The organism is Aerosticca soli (assembly GCF_003967035.1).
In the GTDB taxonomy this organism is placed as follows: Bacteria; Pseudomonadota; Gammaproteobacteria; order Xanthomonadales; family Rhodanobacteraceae; genus Aerosticca; species Aerosticca soli.
On the sequence record NZ_AP018560.1, the window covers coordinates 1359640 to 1376883 of the forward strand.

At 68.4% G+C, this 17244-nt stretch carries 17 protein-coding genes; 10 read left to right on the plus strand and 7 right to left on the minus strand.

The window, feature by feature from the left end; translation table 11 throughout:
* The first annotated feature begins 41 nt into the window (after window positions 1-41).
* Window positions 42-1934 carry a propionate--CoA ligase gene (gene prpE, locus ALSL_RS06370; protein WP_126537513.1) on the plus strand — a complete coding sequence of 631 codons (1893 nt, stop codon included), beginning with the start codon at window positions 42-44 and terminating at the stop codon, window positions 1932-1934.
* A gap of 138 nt (window positions 1935-2072) precedes the next feature.
* Here the strand turns inward: prpE and ahpF are convergent, their stop codons facing one another.
* On the minus strand, window positions 2073-3656 hold the full coding sequence (gene ahpF, locus ALSL_RS06375) for an alkyl hydroperoxide reductase subunit F (protein ID WP_126537515.1): 1584 nt from the start codon (window positions 3654-3656) through the stop codon (window positions 2073-2075).
* Between the two features lie 81 nt (window positions 3657-3737).
* Window positions 3738-4301, minus strand: coding sequence for an alkyl hydroperoxide reductase subunit C (gene ahpC / locus ALSL_RS06380; RefSeq protein WP_126537517.1), 564 nt, complete (start codon window positions 4299-4301; stop codon window positions 3738-3740).
* A 358-nt stretch (window positions 4302-4659) separates the two neighbouring features.
* Between ahpC and rpoE the strand changes: the two genes are divergently transcribed.
* From rpoE to ALSL_RS06395, 3 genes are all read left to right on the plus strand, one after another.
* Window positions 4660-5280, plus strand: a complete 621-nt coding sequence (gene rpoE, locus ALSL_RS06385; protein ID WP_174928859.1) for an RNA polymerase sigma factor RpoE — start codon at window positions 4660-4662, stop codon at window positions 5278-5280.
* 3 nt (window positions 5281-5283) lie between these two features.
* Window positions 5284-5928 carry a sigma-E factor negative regulatory protein gene (locus ALSL_RS06390; RefSeq protein WP_126537519.1) on the plus strand — a complete coding sequence of 215 codons (645 nt, stop codon included), beginning with the start codon at window positions 5284-5286 and terminating at the stop codon, window positions 5926-5928.
* A gap of 126 nt (window positions 5929-6054) precedes the next feature.
* Window positions 6055-7527, plus strand: a complete 1473-nt coding sequence (locus tag ALSL_RS06395) for a DegQ family serine endoprotease (RefSeq protein WP_126537521.1) — start codon at window positions 6055-6057, stop codon at window positions 7525-7527.
* Window positions 7528-7646: 119 nt separating this feature from the next.
* On the opposite strand, the gene ykgO is transcribed toward ALSL_RS06395, so the two are convergent.
* From ykgO to ALSL_RS06420, 5 genes are all read right to left on the minus strand, one after another.
* Window positions 7647-7772, minus strand: a complete 126-nt coding sequence (gene ykgO / locus ALSL_RS06400; protein ID WP_008215056.1) for a type B 50S ribosomal protein L36 — start codon at window positions 7770-7772, stop codon at window positions 7647-7649.
* A 91-nt stretch (window positions 7773-7863) separates the two neighbouring features.
* Window positions 7864-8757, minus strand: a complete 894-nt coding sequence (locus tag ALSL_RS06405; RefSeq protein ID WP_126537523.1) for a polyprenyl synthetase family protein — start codon at window positions 8755-8757, stop codon at window positions 7864-7866.
* Window positions 8741-8995, minus strand: coding sequence for an exodeoxyribonuclease VII small subunit (locus ALSL_RS06410; protein WP_126537525.1), 255 nt, complete (start codon window positions 8993-8995; stop codon window positions 8741-8743). The genes ALSL_RS06405 and ALSL_RS06410 overlap by 17 nt, the downstream gene beginning before the upstream one ends.
* Window positions 8996-9029: 34 nt before the next feature.
* Window positions 9030-10361 carry a tRNA lysidine(34) synthetase TilS gene (gene tilS, locus ALSL_RS06415; protein WP_126537527.1) on the minus strand — a complete coding sequence of 444 codons (1332 nt, stop codon included), beginning with the start codon at window positions 10359-10361 and terminating at the stop codon, window positions 9030-9032.
* Between the two features lie 70 nt (window positions 10362-10431).
* Complete coding sequence (locus tag ALSL_RS06420; protein ID WP_126537529.1) at window positions 10432-11382, minus strand: acetyl-CoA carboxylase carboxyltransferase subunit alpha; 951 nt, start codon at window positions 11380-11382, stop codon at window positions 10432-10434.
* A gap of 174 nt (window positions 11383-11556) precedes the next feature.
* Here ALSL_RS06420 and ldcA point away from each other — a divergent pair, with 174 nt between their 5' ends.
* The 6 genes from ldcA (at window position 11557) to ALSL_RS06450 (ending at window position 17192) form a co-directional block, all read left to right on the plus strand.
* Window positions 11557-12516, plus strand: a complete 960-nt coding sequence (gene ldcA, locus ALSL_RS06425; protein WP_126537531.1) for a muramoyltetrapeptide carboxypeptidase — start codon at window positions 11557-11559, stop codon at window positions 12514-12516.
* Between the two features lie 47 nt (window positions 12517-12563).
* Entirely contained in the window at window positions 12564-13028 is a 465-nt protein-coding gene (gene ribH / locus ALSL_RS06430) for a 6,7-dimethyl-8-ribityllumazine synthase (protein WP_126537533.1), read from the plus strand.
* On the plus strand, window positions 13028-13474 hold the full coding sequence (gene nusB / locus ALSL_RS06435) for a transcription antitermination factor NusB (protein ID WP_126537535.1): 447 nt from the start codon (window positions 13028-13030) through the stop codon (window positions 13472-13474). Before ribH ends, nusB begins: the two co-directional genes overlap by 1 nt.
* A gap of 42 nt (window positions 13475-13516) precedes the next feature.
* Window positions 13517-14494, plus strand: a complete 978-nt coding sequence (thiL, locus tag ALSL_RS06440; RefSeq protein WP_126537537.1) for a thiamine-phosphate kinase — start codon at window positions 13517-13519, stop codon at window positions 14492-14494.
* Entirely contained in the window at window positions 14491-15000 is a 510-nt protein-coding gene (locus ALSL_RS06445) for a phosphatidylglycerophosphatase A family protein (RefSeq protein WP_126537539.1), read from the plus strand. Before thiL ends, ALSL_RS06445 begins: the two co-directional genes overlap by 4 nt.
* A 119-nt stretch (window positions 15001-15119) precedes the next feature.
* The gene (locus tag ALSL_RS06450; protein WP_126537541.1) at window positions 15120-17192 is read left to right on the plus strand and encodes a catalase; all 2073 of its coding nucleotides are present in this window, start codon (window positions 15120-15122) and stop codon (window positions 17190-17192) included.
* The last annotated feature ends 52 nt before the right edge of the window (window positions 17193-17244 follow it).

The following is a 17244-nucleotide window of genomic DNA, read 5'->3' on the forward strand; positions in this document are numbered from 1 at the left end:
CTAGGCTTGCCCCGGCACGGGGCAAGCGATGGGGGCGATCCATGCGTTATGAGGATTTCTACCGGCAGTCGATCGAACAGCCGGAACAGTTCTGGGCCGAGCAGGCACGGCTCATCCATTGGGAACGGCCGCCCGAACGCATCCTCGAGCAAGCCCCGCCGTTTCGCCGCTGGTTCGTCGGCGGCACCACCAATCTCTGCTACAACGCCGTCGATCGCCATCTTGCCGAGCGTGGCGAACAGACCGCGCTGGTGGCGATCTCCACCGAGACCGGCATCACCCGCGAATTGAGCTACCGCGAGCTGTATCGCGAGGTGAACGCGTTTGCCGCGGTGCTTGGGTCGCTCGGCGTGGGGCGCGGCGACCGCGTGGTGATCTATCTGCCCAACATCGCCGAGGCAGTCTTCGCCATGCTCGCCTGCGCGCGCATCGGCGCGATCCATTCGGTGGTGTTCGGCGGGTTCGCTGCACACAACCTCGCCCTGCGCATCGACGATGCCGAGCCGAAACTGCTGATCTGCGCCGATGCCGGCATGCGCGGCGGCAAGGTGATTCCCTACAAGCCGCTGGTCGACGCCGCACTCGCCGAAAGCCGCTCGCCGCCGCCGCATGTACTGATCGTCGATCGTGGCCTCGATCCGCAGATGACGCGCATCGCCGGTCGCGACGTCGATTATGCCGAGCGCCGCGCCGCGCACCTCGATGCCGAGGTGCCGGTGACCTGGCTCGAATCCAACGAGCCGAGCTATCTGCTCTACACCTCCGGCACCACCGGCAAGCCCAAGGGCATCCAGCGCGACGTCGGCGGTTATGCGGTGGCGATGGCGATGTCGATCCGCCGCGTCTTCGACATCGCCCCGGGACAGGTGATGTTCACCACCTCGGACGTGGGCTGGGCGGTCGGGCATTCCTACAACGTCTACGGACCGCTGATCGGCGGCGCCACCGGCCTGCTCTACGAAGGGCTGCCGACCCATCCGGACCCGGGCATCTGGTGGCGGCTGTGCGAGCGCTACGGCGTACGCACCATGTTTTCCTCGCCCACCGCCATCCGCGTGCTCAAGAAGCAGGATCCGAGCTGGCTCAAGAAATATGATCTTTCAGCGCTGAAATGGCTGTTCCTGGCCGGCGAGCCGCTGGATGAGCCCACCGCGCACTGGATTACCGACGGGCTCGGCGTGCCGGTGATCGACAACTACTGGCAGACCGAGACGGGCTGGCCGGCGATCAGCCTGATGCCGGGGCTGGACTTGAAACCGGTGAAGTTCGGCTCGCCCGGCCTGCCGACGCCCGGCTACAAGCTGAAGGTGATCGACGAAGCCACCGGCCGTGAGAGCGCGCCGGGTGAAAAAGGCGTGCTGGTGTTCGAGCTGCCCCTACCCCCCGGTTGCCTCACCACCGTGTGGCGCGACGACGCGCGCTATGTCAACAGCTACTTCAGCCATTTCAAGGAACAGGTCTACAGCTCGCTCGACTGGGCGATCCGTGACGCCGACGGCTATGTGACCATCCTCGGCCGCACCGACGATGTCATCAACGTGGCTGGCCACCGGCTTGGCACGCGTGAGATCGAGGAGTCGGTCTCCACCCACCCGGCCGTGGCCGAAGCCGCCGTGGTCGGCATCAAGGACGAGATCAAGGGACAGGTGCCGGTCGTGTTCGCCACCTTGAAACAGGACGTGGCCGAGCCGCCCGAGGCGGTGGCCAAGGCGATGCAGCAGCGCGTGGTCGAGCAGCTCGGTGCGCTGGCGCGCCCGGCACGCATCTACGTGGTCAACGCCCTGCCCAAGACCCGCTCGGGCAAACTGCTGCGCCGTTCGCTGCAGGCGCTCTGCCAGGCGGCCGACCCCGGTGACCTGTCCACCCTGGATGATCCCGGGGCGCTGGAAGAGGTCAAGCGCGCTCTGCAGCGGGGACCGACACGCAGCGTCTGAGCTTTCCGGAAAGCTGGTCAGGAATTGCGCAGGACGTCGCTTCGTCCTGCGCCATCAAGGGCTTGCCATCACTATCCACAGGCTTTCCCGCGAGCTTTCCACGCCGTCTGTGGAAAACGCCGGAGGCGCGCGCCGCCTTCAGGCCGCCACGGCCGTGGCGGCAGGCGCGACCGGCAAGCGGATGAGGTGATCGAACGCGCTGAGTGCCGCCTTGGCACCTTCGCCCATCGCGATCACGATCTGCTTGTACGGCACCGTGCTGACGTCGCCGGCGGCGAAAATGCCCGGGATGGAGGTTTCGCCACGGGCGTCGATCTCGATCTCGCCGCGCGGTGACAGCTTCACCGTGCCCTTCAGCCAGTCGCTGTTGGGCAGCAGGCCGATCTGCACGAACACGCCTTCGAGCGCGAGCTCGCGCGACTCGCCGCTTGAGCGATCGAGATAGCGCAGGCCGGTGACTTTCTTGCCGTCGCCGAGCACCTCCGTGGTCTGCGCGCCGACGATGATCTCGACGTTGCCCAGGCTGCGCAGCTTGCGCTGCAGGACCTCGTCGGCCCGCAGCTTGTGGTCGAACTCGACCAGCGTGACGTGGGCGACGATGCCGGCCAGGTCGATGGCCGCCTCGACGCCGGAGTTGCCGCCGCCGATCACCGCCACGCGCTTGCCCTTGAACAGCGGGCCGTCGCAATGCGGGCAGAAGGTGACGCCCTTGTTGCGGTAGTTTTGCTCGCCGGGCACATTCATGGTGCGCCAGCGCGCGCCGGTGGCCAGGATCAGCGCCTTGGCCTTGAGCGAGGCCCCGTTGGCCAGCACGACCTCGTGCAGCCCGTCGGCATCGGCCGGGACGAGCTGGGCGGCCCGTTCGCCGTTCATGAGGTCGACCTCGTAGTCGCGCACGTGCTCCTCGAGCGCCGTGGCCAGCTTGGGACCTTCGGTATAGGGCACCGAAATGAAGTTTTCGATCGCCAGGGTGTCCAGCACCTGGCCGCCGAAACGCTCGGCGACGAGCCCGGTGCGGATGCCCTTGCGCGCGGCATAGATCGCCGCCGCCGCGCCGGCCGGGCCGCCGCCGACCACGAGGACGTCGAACGGCGCCTTGGCCTTGAGCCGCTCCGCGCTGCGGGCGGCGGCGCCGGTGTCGAGCTTGGCGAGGATCTCCTCGACGTTCATGCGGCCCTGACCGAAGACCTCGCCGTTCAGGAACACCGTCGGCACCGCCATCACCTGGCGCGCCTCGACTTCCTGCGGGAACAAGGCGCCATCGATGGCGACATGGCGGATCCTGGGGTTGAGCACGCTCATCGCATTGAGCGCCTGCACGGTGTCCGGACAGTTCTGGCAGGAGAGCGAGAAGTAGGTCTCGAAGTGGAATTCGCCTTCGAGATTGCGGATCTGCTCGGCCACCTCGGGCGCGATCTTGGGCGGATAGCCGCCGACCTGCAGCAGCGCCAGCACCAGCGAGGTGAATTCGTGCCCGAGCGGAATGCCGGCGAAGCGCACCCCGATGTCGGTACCCACGCGCTGGATGGCGAAAGACGGCCGGCGCGGGTCGTCATCGGCGCGGCGCACGCTGACCTTGGGACAGAGCTCGGCGATGTCCGCAAGCAGGGCTTCGAGTTCGCGCGAGGCGTCGCTGTCATCCAGCGAGGCCACCAGTTCGATCGGCTGGACGACCTTTTCGAGGTAGCCCCGCAATTGGGTCTTGAGTTCGGTGTCCAACATGACAGGCTCCGATGAAAACGCGGACGAGAGGGGAAAGGGCGGATCCGGCAGGGTGCCGGACCCGCCATGACACGGTGTGGGTCAGATCTTGCCGATCAGATCCAGCGAAGGCTTGAGCGTCTTGTCGCCTTCCTTCCACTTGGCCGGGCACACTTCGCCCGGATGCGAGGCGACGTACTGGGCCGCCTTGACCTTGCGCAGGAGCTCGGTGGCGTCGCGGCCGATGCCGTTGTCATGGATCTCGATGACCTTGATCTTGCCTTCCGGGTCGATGACGAAGGTGCCGCGCAGAGCCACGCCTTCCTCTTCGATCATGACGTCGAAGTTGCGCGTGATGGTGCCGGTCGGATCGCCGATCATCGTGTACTTCACCTTGCCGATCGCCGGCGAGGTGTCGTGCCAGGCCTTGTGCGCGAAATGCGTGTCGGTGGACACGGAATAGATCTCGACGCCGAGCTTCTGGAACTCCTCGTAATGGTCGGCCAGGTCCTCGAGCTCGGTCGGGCACACGAAGGTGAAGTCGGCCGGATAGAACACGACCACGGACCACTTGCCTTTGAGACTGGCCTCGGTGACCTCGATGAACTTGCCGTCCTTGTAGGCCTGCGCCTTGAAGGGTTTGACGGTGGTGTTGATCAACGACATGGGTGTGTTCCTCGCGTTGTGGGTGAAGGGAGTGATGCAACGATAGCGCCCTGGCTTCAATCGTTCCAATGAATTGTTGCCATTGAAGCGATTGTCCGTGCCTATGATTGGCGAGTGCCCTATCGCTGGGTACGCAGCGCAAAAAAGTCGTACCGACCGCGAAGGTATGGGCCAACGATTGCATTTGCGAGGGGGTGCCCGCATCTGCTCGCGTCCATGCGGCAGTGTGGAGCTTCGGCTGCCGGCAAACCCGGCAAGCCTTCAAGAACCCTTGGCCCGGGCACCCCGGACATGCTGAACTTGCGCGGATGCCGGAGGTCCCAGGCACGCGCATCCGGTGATCTCCCAGAACGAACCCATGGGCGCGGCGATACTCAAGGAGACGGCCCGGGTGGGCGAGAACGAACTCGATAGTGCGCTCGTCGAACGGGCCAAAAGTGGCGATCGGCGCGCCTTCGACCTGTTGGTGCGCAAGTACCAGCACAAGGTGCTGGGCCTGGTGGCCCGCTATGTCCGCAATCCGAGCGAGTGCGAGGACGTCGCGCAGGAGGCTTTCGTGCGCGCCTGGCGTGCGCTCGGTTCCTTTCGCGGCGACAGCGCCTTCTCCACCTGGCTGCACACCATCGCGGTCAATACCGCCAAGAACTATCTGGCCAGTGCGGGCCGCCGTCCGCCGGCCGAGGACATCGACGTCGACGAGGCGGCCATCGGCGCGCACGCCGAGCGCATGCAGGACAGCGCCACTCCCGAACGCGAACTGCTGCGCCAGGAAATTGAACGAACCGTGTTCGACACGGTCCAACGATTGCCGGAAGAACTGCGGACGGCCATTACCTTGCGCGAGGTCGAAGGCATGAGCTACGAGGAAATCGCCGAGGCGATGGGTTGTCCGGTAGGCACTGTGCGTTCACGTATTTTCCGGGCGCGTGAAGCCATCGACGAAAAACTGCGCCCGCTGTTGTCGGATCGCGAGGACTGAGCCATGACCCCTGTGCAACGAGAACACCTGTCGGCCGGCATGGATGGCGAGCTCTCTGCCGACGAGCTGCGCTTTTTGTTGCGCCGCCTGGAGCACGATGCCGACGCCCGTCAAGCCTGGGCCCGCTATCACCTGATCCGCGACGGCCTGCGCCGGCAGGCATGCCCGCCGGCGGACGCGGGCTTTGCCGATGCGGTCATGGCGCAGATCCGCGTCGAAGCGGACTCGGCGCGCACGTTGCCGCACTGGTTGCGCTGGTCGGCCGGTGGCGCCATCGCGGCCGGCGTGGCCGTCGCGGCGTTGATGAGCGTGCACCCTGGCGCCGGTTCGGCTCCGGGGAATGCGACCCCCGGTGAAAACCCCATCGTCGCCAGCGCGGACCCGATGGACCGCTCTCCCACCACCGACGACCGGCTGCAGCAGGAGCCGGCGGCGGTGCCGCCGTGGCTGCTCCAGGGTGACAACCAGGCCGCCCAATACAGCCAGCGCGCGTCTGCCGTGCTCGGCGAGCCGGGCGAGCAGCGCTACTTACGCAATTCGGTCGTCTCGCCATGGCGTCGTGCGGGCGAGGGCGGCTATCTGCTGCTCATCGACGCGCCGCAGGCCGCCGCATCCGCCTCTGCTCCCGTGGTTCGCAGCGCGCATTGATCCCTCGCAGCGTCCCTTTGCTGTCGGCAAACCCATGCCGGCACGGGAGGGCGCGTCTTGCGATCGATCGGGATCGCCCCCAAGCCATTGCCTTTCGTTTGCAACCCGCTTCAGGAGAAAAGCCTCATGTCCCGACCGAAATTGACGGCCCTGGCGTGCAGCCTCTTGCTGGGAACCACGCTGGTCGCCACGCCTTCGCAGGCGCAGCAGCCGCAAGCGCAGCCACAGACCGCGGTCGCGCTGCCGGATTTCACGCCGATCGTGCAGCGCAATGCGCCGACCGTGGTGCACGTGGAAGCCAAGTACGAGGGTAAACCGCGCAAATCCCAGGCGCTGCGCAATCCACACGGCGAAAGTCCCGATCAGGACCCGATGGATGATCTCTTCCGCCGTTTCTTCGGCATGCCGATGCTGCCGAGTCCGGAAGCACGCAAGCAGATTTCGCTCGGTTCGGGATTCATCATTTCGAGTGATGGCTACATCCTCACCAACAATCACGTGGTCGAAGGGGCTGATACGATCAGCGTGCGACTGCAGGACCGCCGCACGCTCACCGCTAAGCTAGTGGGCGCCGATCCGGCCTACGACATCGCCCTGCTCAAGGTGAACGCGACGGGGCTGCCGGCGGCGAGCATCGGCGAATCGCGCACGCTCAAGCCCGGGCAGTGGGTACTCGCCATCGGCTCGCCGTTCGGTTTCGACTACACCGTGACGCAGGGCATCGTCAGCGCCGTGGGCCGCAACCTCGGCGGCGGCGATCAGCCTTACACCTCCTTCATCCAGACCGACGTGCCGATCAACCGCGGCAATTCCGGCGGCCCGCTGTTCGACATGCAGGGGCGCGTGGTCGGCGTCAATTCGCAGATCTATTCCAACACCGGCGGCTATCTCGGCGTGGCCTTCTCCATCCCGATCGATGTCGCCATGCATGCCGTGGAGCAGATCAAGGCCAAGGGCTACGTATCACGCGGCCAGCTTGGGGTCATGGTGGGGCCGGTCACCGACGACGTCGCCAAGGCGCTCAAGCTCAGCAATGCCAGCGGCGCCATCGTTTCCGACGTCAGCAAGGGCAGCGGCGCGGAGAAGGCCGGCATCCAGCCGGGCGACATCATCGTGAGCTACAACGGCCAGCCTATCTACGACGCTTCGGACCTGCCGCCGCTGGTGGGGCTCACCAAGCCGGGGACCAAGGTGCCGGTCGAGATTCTGCGCGACGGCAAGCGCATGACCTTGAACGTGGTGGTCGGCGAGGCGCCGCGCGACGCCAAGTCATCGGCGGCTTCCGGCAAGCAGGAGCCTGCGCAGGCCGGCTCGAATGCGCTGGGCGTGCGTGTGCAGGCGCTGGACAGCGACACCCGTGAACAGCTCGGCCTCAAGGCCGGCGAGGGCGTGCTGATCGCCGATGTCACCGGCCCGGTGGCGGCCATGGCGGGGCTGCAGCCCGGTGACGTGATCCTGCGGGTCAACCAGCGCCGGATCGGCAGCGTGGCGGACTTCGAGTCGGCCACCCGCGGCCTGAAGCCCGGCGATACCGTGCTGCTCCTGGTGCGTCGCGGCGACGTCACCCGCTTCGTTACCGTGACTCTTCCCGAGCAATGAAGGAAGGCGTACAGGCGTACTGGCAAGCGCCGCTGCGAGGCGGCGCTTGCAGTGCCGGAAAGATAAAAAGGCCGCTCGACGCGGCCTTTTTTCTGGCGTGATGCAGTAGACGAAAGACGTCAGCGCTGGCGTGCCTTGAAGCGCGGGTTGCTCTTGCAGATCACGAACACCTTGCCGCGCCGGCGCACAACCTTGCAGTCGCGGTGCCGCTGCTTGGCGGACTTGAGAGAGGAAAGCACCTTCACGGCGAACTCCTAAAGGAGAGGGGACAAAAGATCAAGCCCGGCAGTTTACCCAAGGTCGACGGCATGGGCAAGCCGGAAGCCGGTCTTGTGGTCAGCGGTCGCGCGCGGCGGCGTAGTGGGCCAGCTCGCGCAGCAAGGCGGCAGGGGAACCGAGACTTGCGACGGCCTGCAAGGCCGCGTCGGTGAGCTCGGCCAGCCGGGCGCGCGAGGCGGCAAGGCCGATGATGGACGGGAAGGTCGGTTTGGCCGCGGCGGCGTCTTTGCCTGCGGTCTTGCCGATCACTGCGGCCTCGCCTTCCACGTCGAGGATGTCGTCGCGTATCTGGAAAGCCAGGCCGACCGCCGCCGCATAGCGATCCAAGGCGGCGAGCGCCTCCGCCGTGGCGCCGGCGGTCAGCGCGCCGAGCCGGACCGCGGCGCGGATCAGCGCCCCGGTCTTGCTGGCGTGCATGCGTTCGAGCTCTTGGAGGCTCAGCACGCGACCGACGGCGGAAAGGTCTAAGGCCTGCCCGCCGGCCATGCCTTCGGCGCCGCAGGCGCGGGCAAGGGCATGCAGCATGTCGATCCGCCGCGCCGGCTCGATGGCGGGACAGCGGGCGAGTATCTCGAAGGCCAGCGCCTGCAGGGCATCGCCGGCCAGGATCGCCATCGCCTCGCCGAAGACCACGTGACAGGTCGGCCGGCCGCGGCGCAGGTCATCATCGTCCATCGCCGGCAGATCATCGTGCACCAGCGAGTAGGCGTGGATCAGCTCCACGGCGCAGGCCGCGGCGTCGAGTGCCGGCCCGTCGTCGCCGAGCGCGTGGCCGGCGGCATAGACCAGCAACGGACGCAGCCGTTTGCCGCCACCGAGCACGGCATAGCGCATCGCTCGGTGCAGTTCGGCGGGAGGCGCGGTGTCCGGAGGCAGGGCGGCGGCGAGCGCACGTTCGGCACGCTCGACCAGCGCCGTCAGCGCCGGGCCGAGTTCAGGCTTCGGGCTCAAAGGGTTCGGCGTGTTCGGGGGCGTCGGGATCGAGCAGCAGGCGGACGCGCAGCTCGGCGCGGTCCAGCGCCTGCTGGCATTGGCGATAGAGGCCGATGCCGCGTTCGAAGGCGGCCAGCGACGCCTCGAGACTGAGCTCGCCGGTTTCCATGCGGATCACCAGCGCCTCGAGTTCGTCGAGCGCGCGCTCGAAATCGGCGACCGAAGCGGTTTCGGCGGGAGGGACGGGAGCGGCCATGGGCCGCAACGCTAACCCAGCCCGGGTGAACGAATCAATCCGTGGCGGGGCCGGGCGCCGAAGCCTCGTGTGGGGCTCGCGCGAGCCGCCAGCGCGGCCGCGTGCCGGCGAAGATCGCCGCGCCGCGTGCGGTCAGCCAGCGATCGGCGACGCCGATCAGGGTGGTCTCCTCGTAGATCAGCGGGCAGACACGCCGCTGCCAGGGCGGCACGTCCGCCGCCTGGAACAGGTCGCGCAGCTCGCGGGTATGGCGGTCGCCGACCGGACGCAGCCGTTCGCCGCCGCGGCGCAGGCGCACGGTGAGCGGCACGCTCAGGCGTAGCGGGGGATCGAGCACGAGTTCGCCGCCGTCGGGCAGCTGCAGCGGTTCGCCGTGCCAGCAGGCCTGCCAGTCCGGATCGCAATCGGGCTGCGGCCGGCGTGCCCACAGGCGACCCTTCCAGACCAGGACTTCCGCGCCGGGCCAGCGGATGCAAGGCGACTGTCCGGCGCGGGCGCTGCATTGCCGGAGGATCTGCGCACGCTGGGCGCGGGTCGGCGCGGGCAGGCCCTGCGCATGCAGCCAGTGGTCGAGCAACGGGTCGCGCAAGGCCGGATCGAGCGCGCGCCAGCCGGCGATCTCGAGGCTGTTCGTGCGCGCATCGTGCAGTCGCGCGAAGGCGGCGAGCCATTCCCTGCGCAAGGCGTCGGTGGCGGCGCGGCACAGCGCGGCGCTGTGCGCGATGGCCTCGGCGGCGTGCGGCCAGTGGACGGCCAGGCGCGGGAGGATCACGTGACGCAGATGGTTGCGCGCAAGCGTGGTGTCCGCATTGGCCGGATCGTCGATGGCGACGAGATCGTGTGCATCGAGATACTCGCGCAGCGCCGCGCGCGGCAAGGCCAGCAGGGGACGCCACAGCACGCCATGGCCGAGCGGACGGGTTTCGCGCATGCCGCCCAGGCCCTCCGGTCCGGCGCCGCGCAGCAGTTTAAGCAGCACGGTTTCGGCCTGGTCGTCGCGATGATGGGCGAGCACGAGCCGTTCGCCCGCTCGCAACGTGGCAGCGAAGGCGGCGTAGCGCGCCCGGCGCGCGGCGGCCTCCAGACCCTCGCCATGCCGGACCACGTCCACGCGCACGACCGCGCAGGCGATGCCGAGCCCGTCGCAGAGCTCCGTGCAATGCCGCGCCCAGCGGGCGCTGTCCGCCTGCAGGCCGTGATCCACGTGCAGCGCACGCAGGCCGCGCACGCGCGCCTCGGGCATGGCGGCCAGCGCGTGCAGCAGTGCGGTGGAGTCGGGGCCGCCGCTGAAGGCCACGCACAAGGCACCGACAGGCTGCTCGCGCAGCGCGTGCCGGAGCCGTTCGGTAAGCCGCAAGGCGCTCATGACCCGGGAAAAGTGCGTTCGATGTGCGAAAGGCCCTGCAAGCCGTACGGCGGAGCCGGTCCAGCCCAAGCTATTCCTGATAGGCGCCGTAGCTGCGCAGGCGACGATAGCGCCGTTCCAGCAGATCGGGGATGGGGATCTCGCCGAGCTCGTCGAGCTGGCGCAGCAGGACCGCCTTGAGCCGCACTGCCATCGCCTGCGGATTGCGATGGGCGCCGCCGAGCGGTTCGCGGATCACCTTGTCGATGAGGCCGAGTTCCTTGAGACGGCCGGCGGTGAGGCCGAGCGCCTCGGCGGCGTCCTTCGCTCGCTCGGCGCTGCGCCAGAGGATGCTGGCGCAGCCCTCGGGGGTGATCACCGAATAGGTGGCGTACTGCAGCATGTTGATGCGGTCGCCGACACCGATCGCCAGCGCGCCGCCGGAGCCGCCCTCGCCGATCACAGTGCAGATGATCGGCGTCTTCAGCACCGACATTTCCAGCAGGTTGCGCGCGATCGCCTCGCTCTGGCCGCGTTCCTCCGCGCCAATGCCGGGATACGCGCCCATGGTGTCGATGAAGGTGAGCACCGGCAGGCCGAAGCGTTCGGCCAGCTTCATCAGCCGCAGCGCCTTGCGGTAACCCTCCGGACGCGGCATGCCGAAGTTGCGCTTGAGCTTGCCCTTGGTGTCGCGCGCCTTCTGGTGTCCGATCAGCATCACCGCGCGGCCATTGATGCGGCCCAGGCCGCCGACGATGGCGGCGTCGTCGGCATAGGCACGGTCGCCGGCGAGTTCGTGGAACTCCTCGCACATCACGCCGATGTAGTCGAGCGTGTAAGGCCGCGCCGGGTGGCGCGAGAGCTGGGTCACCTGCCAGGCATTGAGGTTGCGGAAGATCTCGGCGGTGCGCAGTTTGAGTTTTTCGCGCAGGCGGCGGATCTCATCGTCGATGTCCACGGCCTGGCCGGCATGACGCAGCTCTTCGATTTTCCCTTCAAGTTCGGCGATGGGTTGTTCGAAATCGAGGAAGTTCGGATTCATTCGCTGCACGGGCTGGCGCGGAAACGGAACAGTATAGCCACCCCGCCCGATGGCGCGGCAACGCCGCCGCAGGGCGAAGGCGCATGGCGCCCGCGCTTTATCGTCAGCCGCGCTGCCCGGTGGCGATCCGCGGCGGTGTAGGCTGGCGCCCCTCGCAAAAGAGCTAAGGCATTCATGCCGACCATCCGCCTGATCGCGCCTTCGGGATACCCGCACGACGCCCAAGCCATGCAGCGCGGCGTGAAGCGGCTGCGCGCGGCCGGCTGCACGGTCGAGGGCTTGGCGGTGCTCGAACGCCAGGAGGGCCGTTTCGCCGGAGCGGATGCCGAACGGGCGGCCGACCTTGCCGCCCTCGCCGAACCGCCGGCGCCGGACATCGCCCTGGCGATCCGCGGCGGCTATGGCGCGACGCGGCTTTTGGAGCGGCTGGATCTGAGCGCGCTCGGTCGCCGTCTGGCCGAGGTCGGCACGCTCCTGGTCGGGCACAGCGATTTCACCGCGTTGCAGTTGGCGCTGTACGCCCGCAGCGGGCTGGTCACTTACGCGGGGCCGATGCTGGGAGCGGACTTCGGCGCGCAAACGCCGAGCCCGTTCACCTGGACGCATTTCTGGGCGACGATCTCGCAGCCTGAGGTTGCGCTGGCCTGGCCCACCCGCGCGGACACGCCGCCGGTGCGCACGGAAGGCACGCTGTGGGGCGGCAATCTCGCCATGCTCTGCAGCCTGCTCGGCACCGATTATTTCCCGCGCATCGACGGCGGCCTGCTGTTCGTCGAGGACGTCGGCGAGCCGCCCTACCGTGTCGAGCGGCTGCTTTATCAACTGCATCTGTCCGGTGTGCTGCGCCGACAGCGGGCGCTGCTGATCGGCCGGTTCAGCAACTGTCGTCCGACGCCGTACGACGCCGGCTACGATCTCGATGCGGTGATCGGACAGCTGCGCCGGATCTGCGGCGTGCCGGTGGTCGAGGGCCTGCCGTTCGGCCATGAGGCGGACAAGTTCACCCTGCCTTTCGGCACGCCCGCGTGGCTGGTCGTTGAGGACGGGACGGCCCGACTCGGCTTTGCCGGGCATCCGCGGCTGGCCTCGCCGTGGCGGCCCGAACCGGTCGGGATCGTTGCCGCGCGCTGTTAGAATCCGCCGTCGATTCCATGCCGCAAGGCTTAACTCCAAGGTTTCCCATGCACATCATCGAAGGCGATTTCACCGCGCCACGCGGACGCTTCGCGATCGTCGCCGGTCGCTTCAACGGTTTCGTGGTCGAGCCGCTGATCGCCGGTGCGCGCGATGCCTTGCTGCGACACGGCGTGGCCGACGAGGCCATCGAGCTCGTCCGCGTGCCCGGCGCCTGGGAGATCGCGCCGGTCGTGCAGCGGCTGGCGCGCAGCGGCAAGTACGCGGCGGTGATCGCGCTCGGCGCGGTGATCCGCGGTGCCACGCCGCATTTCGACTATGTCGCCGGCGAATGCGCCAAGGGGCTGGCCAAGGTCGCCCTCGACGGCGACGTGCCGGTGGCCTTCGGCGTGCTCACCACCGATTCGATCGAACAGGCGATCGAGCGCGCCGGCACCAAGGCCGGCAACAAGGGTGCCGACGCCGCCCTGGCCGCACTGGAGATGGCCAGCCTGTACGGGAAGCTCGGCTGATGGGCCGCAACCACGGCGGCATCGATCCGGCCTTGCGCTCGCGCGCACGCCGTCGCGCACTGCAGGCGCTCTACGCCTGGCAGCTGAGCGGCACGCCGATGCGCGCGGTGATCGAGCAGTTCCGCCACGAACAGGACATGGAAGTGGCCGATCTGGCCTATTTCGAGGACCTGCTCGAAGGCGTGGCCCGGCACGTCGACGAGCTCGATGCCGCGCTCTTGCCGTATGTGGACCGCGAGGTCGCCCAGATCGACCCGATCGAGCGCGCCGTGCTGCGGCTGGCCGCCTACGAGCTCAAGTTCCGCCCCGACGTGCCTTACCGGGTGATCCTCAACGAGGCGATCGAGGTGACCAAGCGCTTCGGCGCCGAGCACGGCCACACCTATGTCAACGGCGTGCTCGACAAGCTCGCCGCGGCCACCCGTGCCGTCGAGAAACGCGGCTGACCACGCAGCCGCGCGCCCTTTCGTTGTCCCAAGGAGACGGCGATGGAGTTCCGCCTGATCGAACGCATCCGCGAGCGCACCGCGCAGGCACGCGAGGACGTGCATCTGGGTATCGGCGACGATGCCGCGCTGCTCGCGGTGCCGGCCGGCGTGGAGCTGGCGGCGGCGCTCGATACGCTGGTCCAGGGCGTGCATTTTCCCGTCGGCACGGCGGCCTTCGACCTCGGCTGGAAGTCGCTCGCGGTGAATCTCTCCGATCTTGCCGCGATGGGCGCGCAACCGGCGTGGGCATTGCTCGCGCTGACCCTGCCCGAAGCGATGGATGCGGCGACGCGTGTCGCCTTCGTCGATGACTTTGCCGACGGCTTCGCCGCGCTGGCGCGGCCGCAACGCCTGGCCCTGGTTGGCGGCGACACCACGCGCGGCCCGCTCGCCGTCAGCGTGGCCGTGCACGGCTTCGTGCCCGCCGGGCAGGCGCTCACCCGCTCGGGTGCGCGCGTCGGCGATGCGGTGTTGGTCAGCGGCACGCTGGGCGATGCCGCCGCCGGCCTGAGCCTGCTGCGCGGGGGCGCGCGCGCGTCGGACGCACGGGCGGCGGCGCTGGTCGAACGCCTGGCCCGGCCGCAGCCGCGGATCGCCGCCGGGCTTGCGCTGCGCGGGCTCGCCAGTGCCTGCATCGACGTTTCCGACGGTCTGCTCGCCGACCTGGCGCACGTGTGTGCGGCCAGCGGCGTGGGCGCGGAGATCGACGTCGTCCATCTGCCGCGCTCGTCCGCCTTGCTCGACCTGTTCGACGATGCCGCCGCGCGCGATTTCGCGCTCGCCGGTGGCGACGACTACGAACTCTGCTTCACCGTGCCGGAACCGCGCATGGCCGAGGCCGAGGCAAGCCTGGCGCGGCTGGGCTGCGGCGCCACCCGCATCGGTTGCATCGTCGAGGGCGCGGGCGTGCGCGTGCGCGATGTGGACGGCGCCTGGCTGGAACCGGCGCGGCGCGGCTGGGATCATTTCGGCGCATGAACGGCGGTCTGGAACGCAAGCGCCTCACCCCGGCGCAGCGGCGTGCGCTGCTGGCCACGCCGGCCGGCTGGATCGCCTGCGGTCTGGGTTCGGGCCTGGCACCCTTCGCCCAGGGCAGTTTTGGTTCGCTGGCGGCGATCGTGCCCTGGCTGGGACTGCGCGAGCTGCCGCTGTGGCTGTACGGCCTCGCGCTGCTTTTCGTGTTCGTCCTCGGCGTGTGGGCCTGTGGCGTCGCCGGTCGCGTGCTCGGCGTGGACGATCACCGCGCGCTGGTGATCGACGAGTGGATCGGCCAATGGATCGCCTTGGTCCCGGCGCTGCATGGGCCCGCTTGGACGGTCGCGCTCGGCTTCGCGCTGTTTCGGCTGTTCGATGTCGCCAAGCCCTGGCCGATCGGCTGGCTCGACCGACGCCTGAAAGGCGGCCTCGGCGTGATGGTCGACGATGGTGTGGCCGGCGTGTGCGCGGCCTTGCTGCTGGCGCTCGCACTTCATTACCTCGGCTGAGCCGAGGCCTCGGATACCTGCGTTTCACGCCGCTTGCGTTCAAGTGGCCTGCGCATCGTGGCGCTTTTCTCAAGGTCGCGTTGCCACGCAAACGCTTGCCCATCCCCGGAGAACCATTCATGGCCAGCAAGAAAAACGACGCCGGCGATATGCCGCGCGGCCAAGGCGGCGAACTTCATCCACAGGCGGGTGGCCAGCATCCGCCGATGACCACCAACCAGGGCATTCCGGTCGCCGACGACCAGAACTCGCTGCGCACGGGGCCGCATGGGCCGGTGCTGCTGGAAGACTTCGTCCTGCGCGAGAAGATCACCCATTTCGACCACGAGCGCATTCCCGAACGCATCGTGCATGCACGCGGCAGCGCCGCGCACGGTCACTTCGAGCTCACGAAGTCGCTGGCCGAGTACACCACCGCGAAGGTGTTGACCGAGGTCGGCGAGAAGACGCCGGTGTTCGTGCGCTTTTCCACCGTCGCCGGCGGCGCGGGCTCGATCGACACGCCGCGCGACGTGCGCGGTTTTGCGGTGAAGTTCTACACCAAGGAAGGCAACTGGGATCTGGTGGGCAACAACATCCCGGTGTTCTTCATCCAGGACGCGATCAAGTTTCCCGACCTGATCCACGCGGTGAAGATGGAGCCGGACCGCGCCTTTCCGCAGGCGGCGACCGCGCACGACACCTTCTGGGATTACATCTCGCTCACGCCCGAGTCGATGCACATGGTCATGTGGGCGATGAGCGATCGCACCCTTCCGCGTTCGCTGCGCATGATGGAAGGCTTCGGCATCCACAGCTTCCGCCTGCTCGACGCGGAAGGCCGCTCCACCTTCGTCAAGTTCCACTGGCGGCCGAAGCTCGGCCTGCAGTCGACGGTGTGGGACGAGGCGATGAAGCTGGCCGGCTACGATCCGGACTTCCATCGCCGCGACCTGTTCGAGGCATTGCAGCGCGGCGAGCGGCCGGAGTGGGAACTGGCCGTGCAGCTGTTCACCGACGAGGATGCGGCGAAATTCCCGTTCGATCACCTGGACGCCACCAAGCTCATTCCCGAGGAACTGGTGCCGCTCACGCCGATCGGCCGGCTGGTGCTGGAGCGCTGGCCGGACAACTTCTTCGCCGAAACCGAGCAGGTCGCGTTCTGTCCGGCCAACATCGTGCCCGGCATCGACTTCAGCAACGACCCGCTGCTGCAAGGACGGCTGTTCTCGTATCTGGACACCCAGCTCTCGCGGCTGGGCTCGCCCAATTTTCACCAAATTCCGATCAACGCGCCCAAGTGTCCGTTCGCGAACCTGCAGCGCGACGGCCACATGCAGATGCACGTGCCCAAGGGCCGGGTGAGCTACGAACCCAGCTCGCTGCAGGCCAACACGCCGCGCGAGACGCCGGCCGGCTTCGCGAGTTTCGCGCAGCGGCCCGACGATGGCATCAAGGGTCGCGCGCGGCCGGAGAGTTTCGCCGACCACTACAGCCAGGCGCGCCAGTTCTATCGCAGCCAGACCGTGCCGGAGCAGGCGCACATCGCCACCGCGCTGGTGTTCGAGCTGTCGAAGGTGGAAACGCCGCACGTGCGCGAGGCGATCGTCGGCCACCTGCGCCACATCGACGCCGAGCTCGCCGAGCGCGTCGCCGCGGGCCTGGGTCTCGACGCGCTGCCACCGGCGCCGCCGCTCAAGATCGAACCGATGGATCTGCCGCCGTCGCCGCCCTTGCAGATCATCGGCAAGGCCAGGCCCACGCTGGAAGGCCGCAGCATCGGCATCCTCGTCGACGACGGCTCCGACGCCGCGCGCGTGCTCGCCTTGCGCGAGGCGGCGGAAGGCGCCGGCGCCACCGTGAAGATCGTCGCACCCAAGGTCGGCGGCGCGACCTTGAGCGATGGCAAGAAACTCGCCGCCGACGGCCAGCTCGCCGGCACGCCGTCGGTCATCTTCGACGCCGTCGCGCTGGTGCTCGCCGAAAAGGCCGGCCAGACGCTGACGCGCGAGTCCGCCGCGCGCGACTGGGTGAGCGATGCGTTCGCGCACCTGAAGGCGATCGCCTTCGACGAAGGCGCCCGGCCACTGCTCGACATCGCCGGCGTCGAGGTCGATGCCGGCGTGATCGCGGCCGGCGACGTCAAGGGCTTCCTCGTCGCCGCGGCCACGCGCCAATGGGACCGCGAGCCGGGCGTGCGCATGCTGGCCTGAGCCGGGCGATCGGTTTGCGGCGCCGCCACGAAGGACCTCGTGGCGGCGCCGC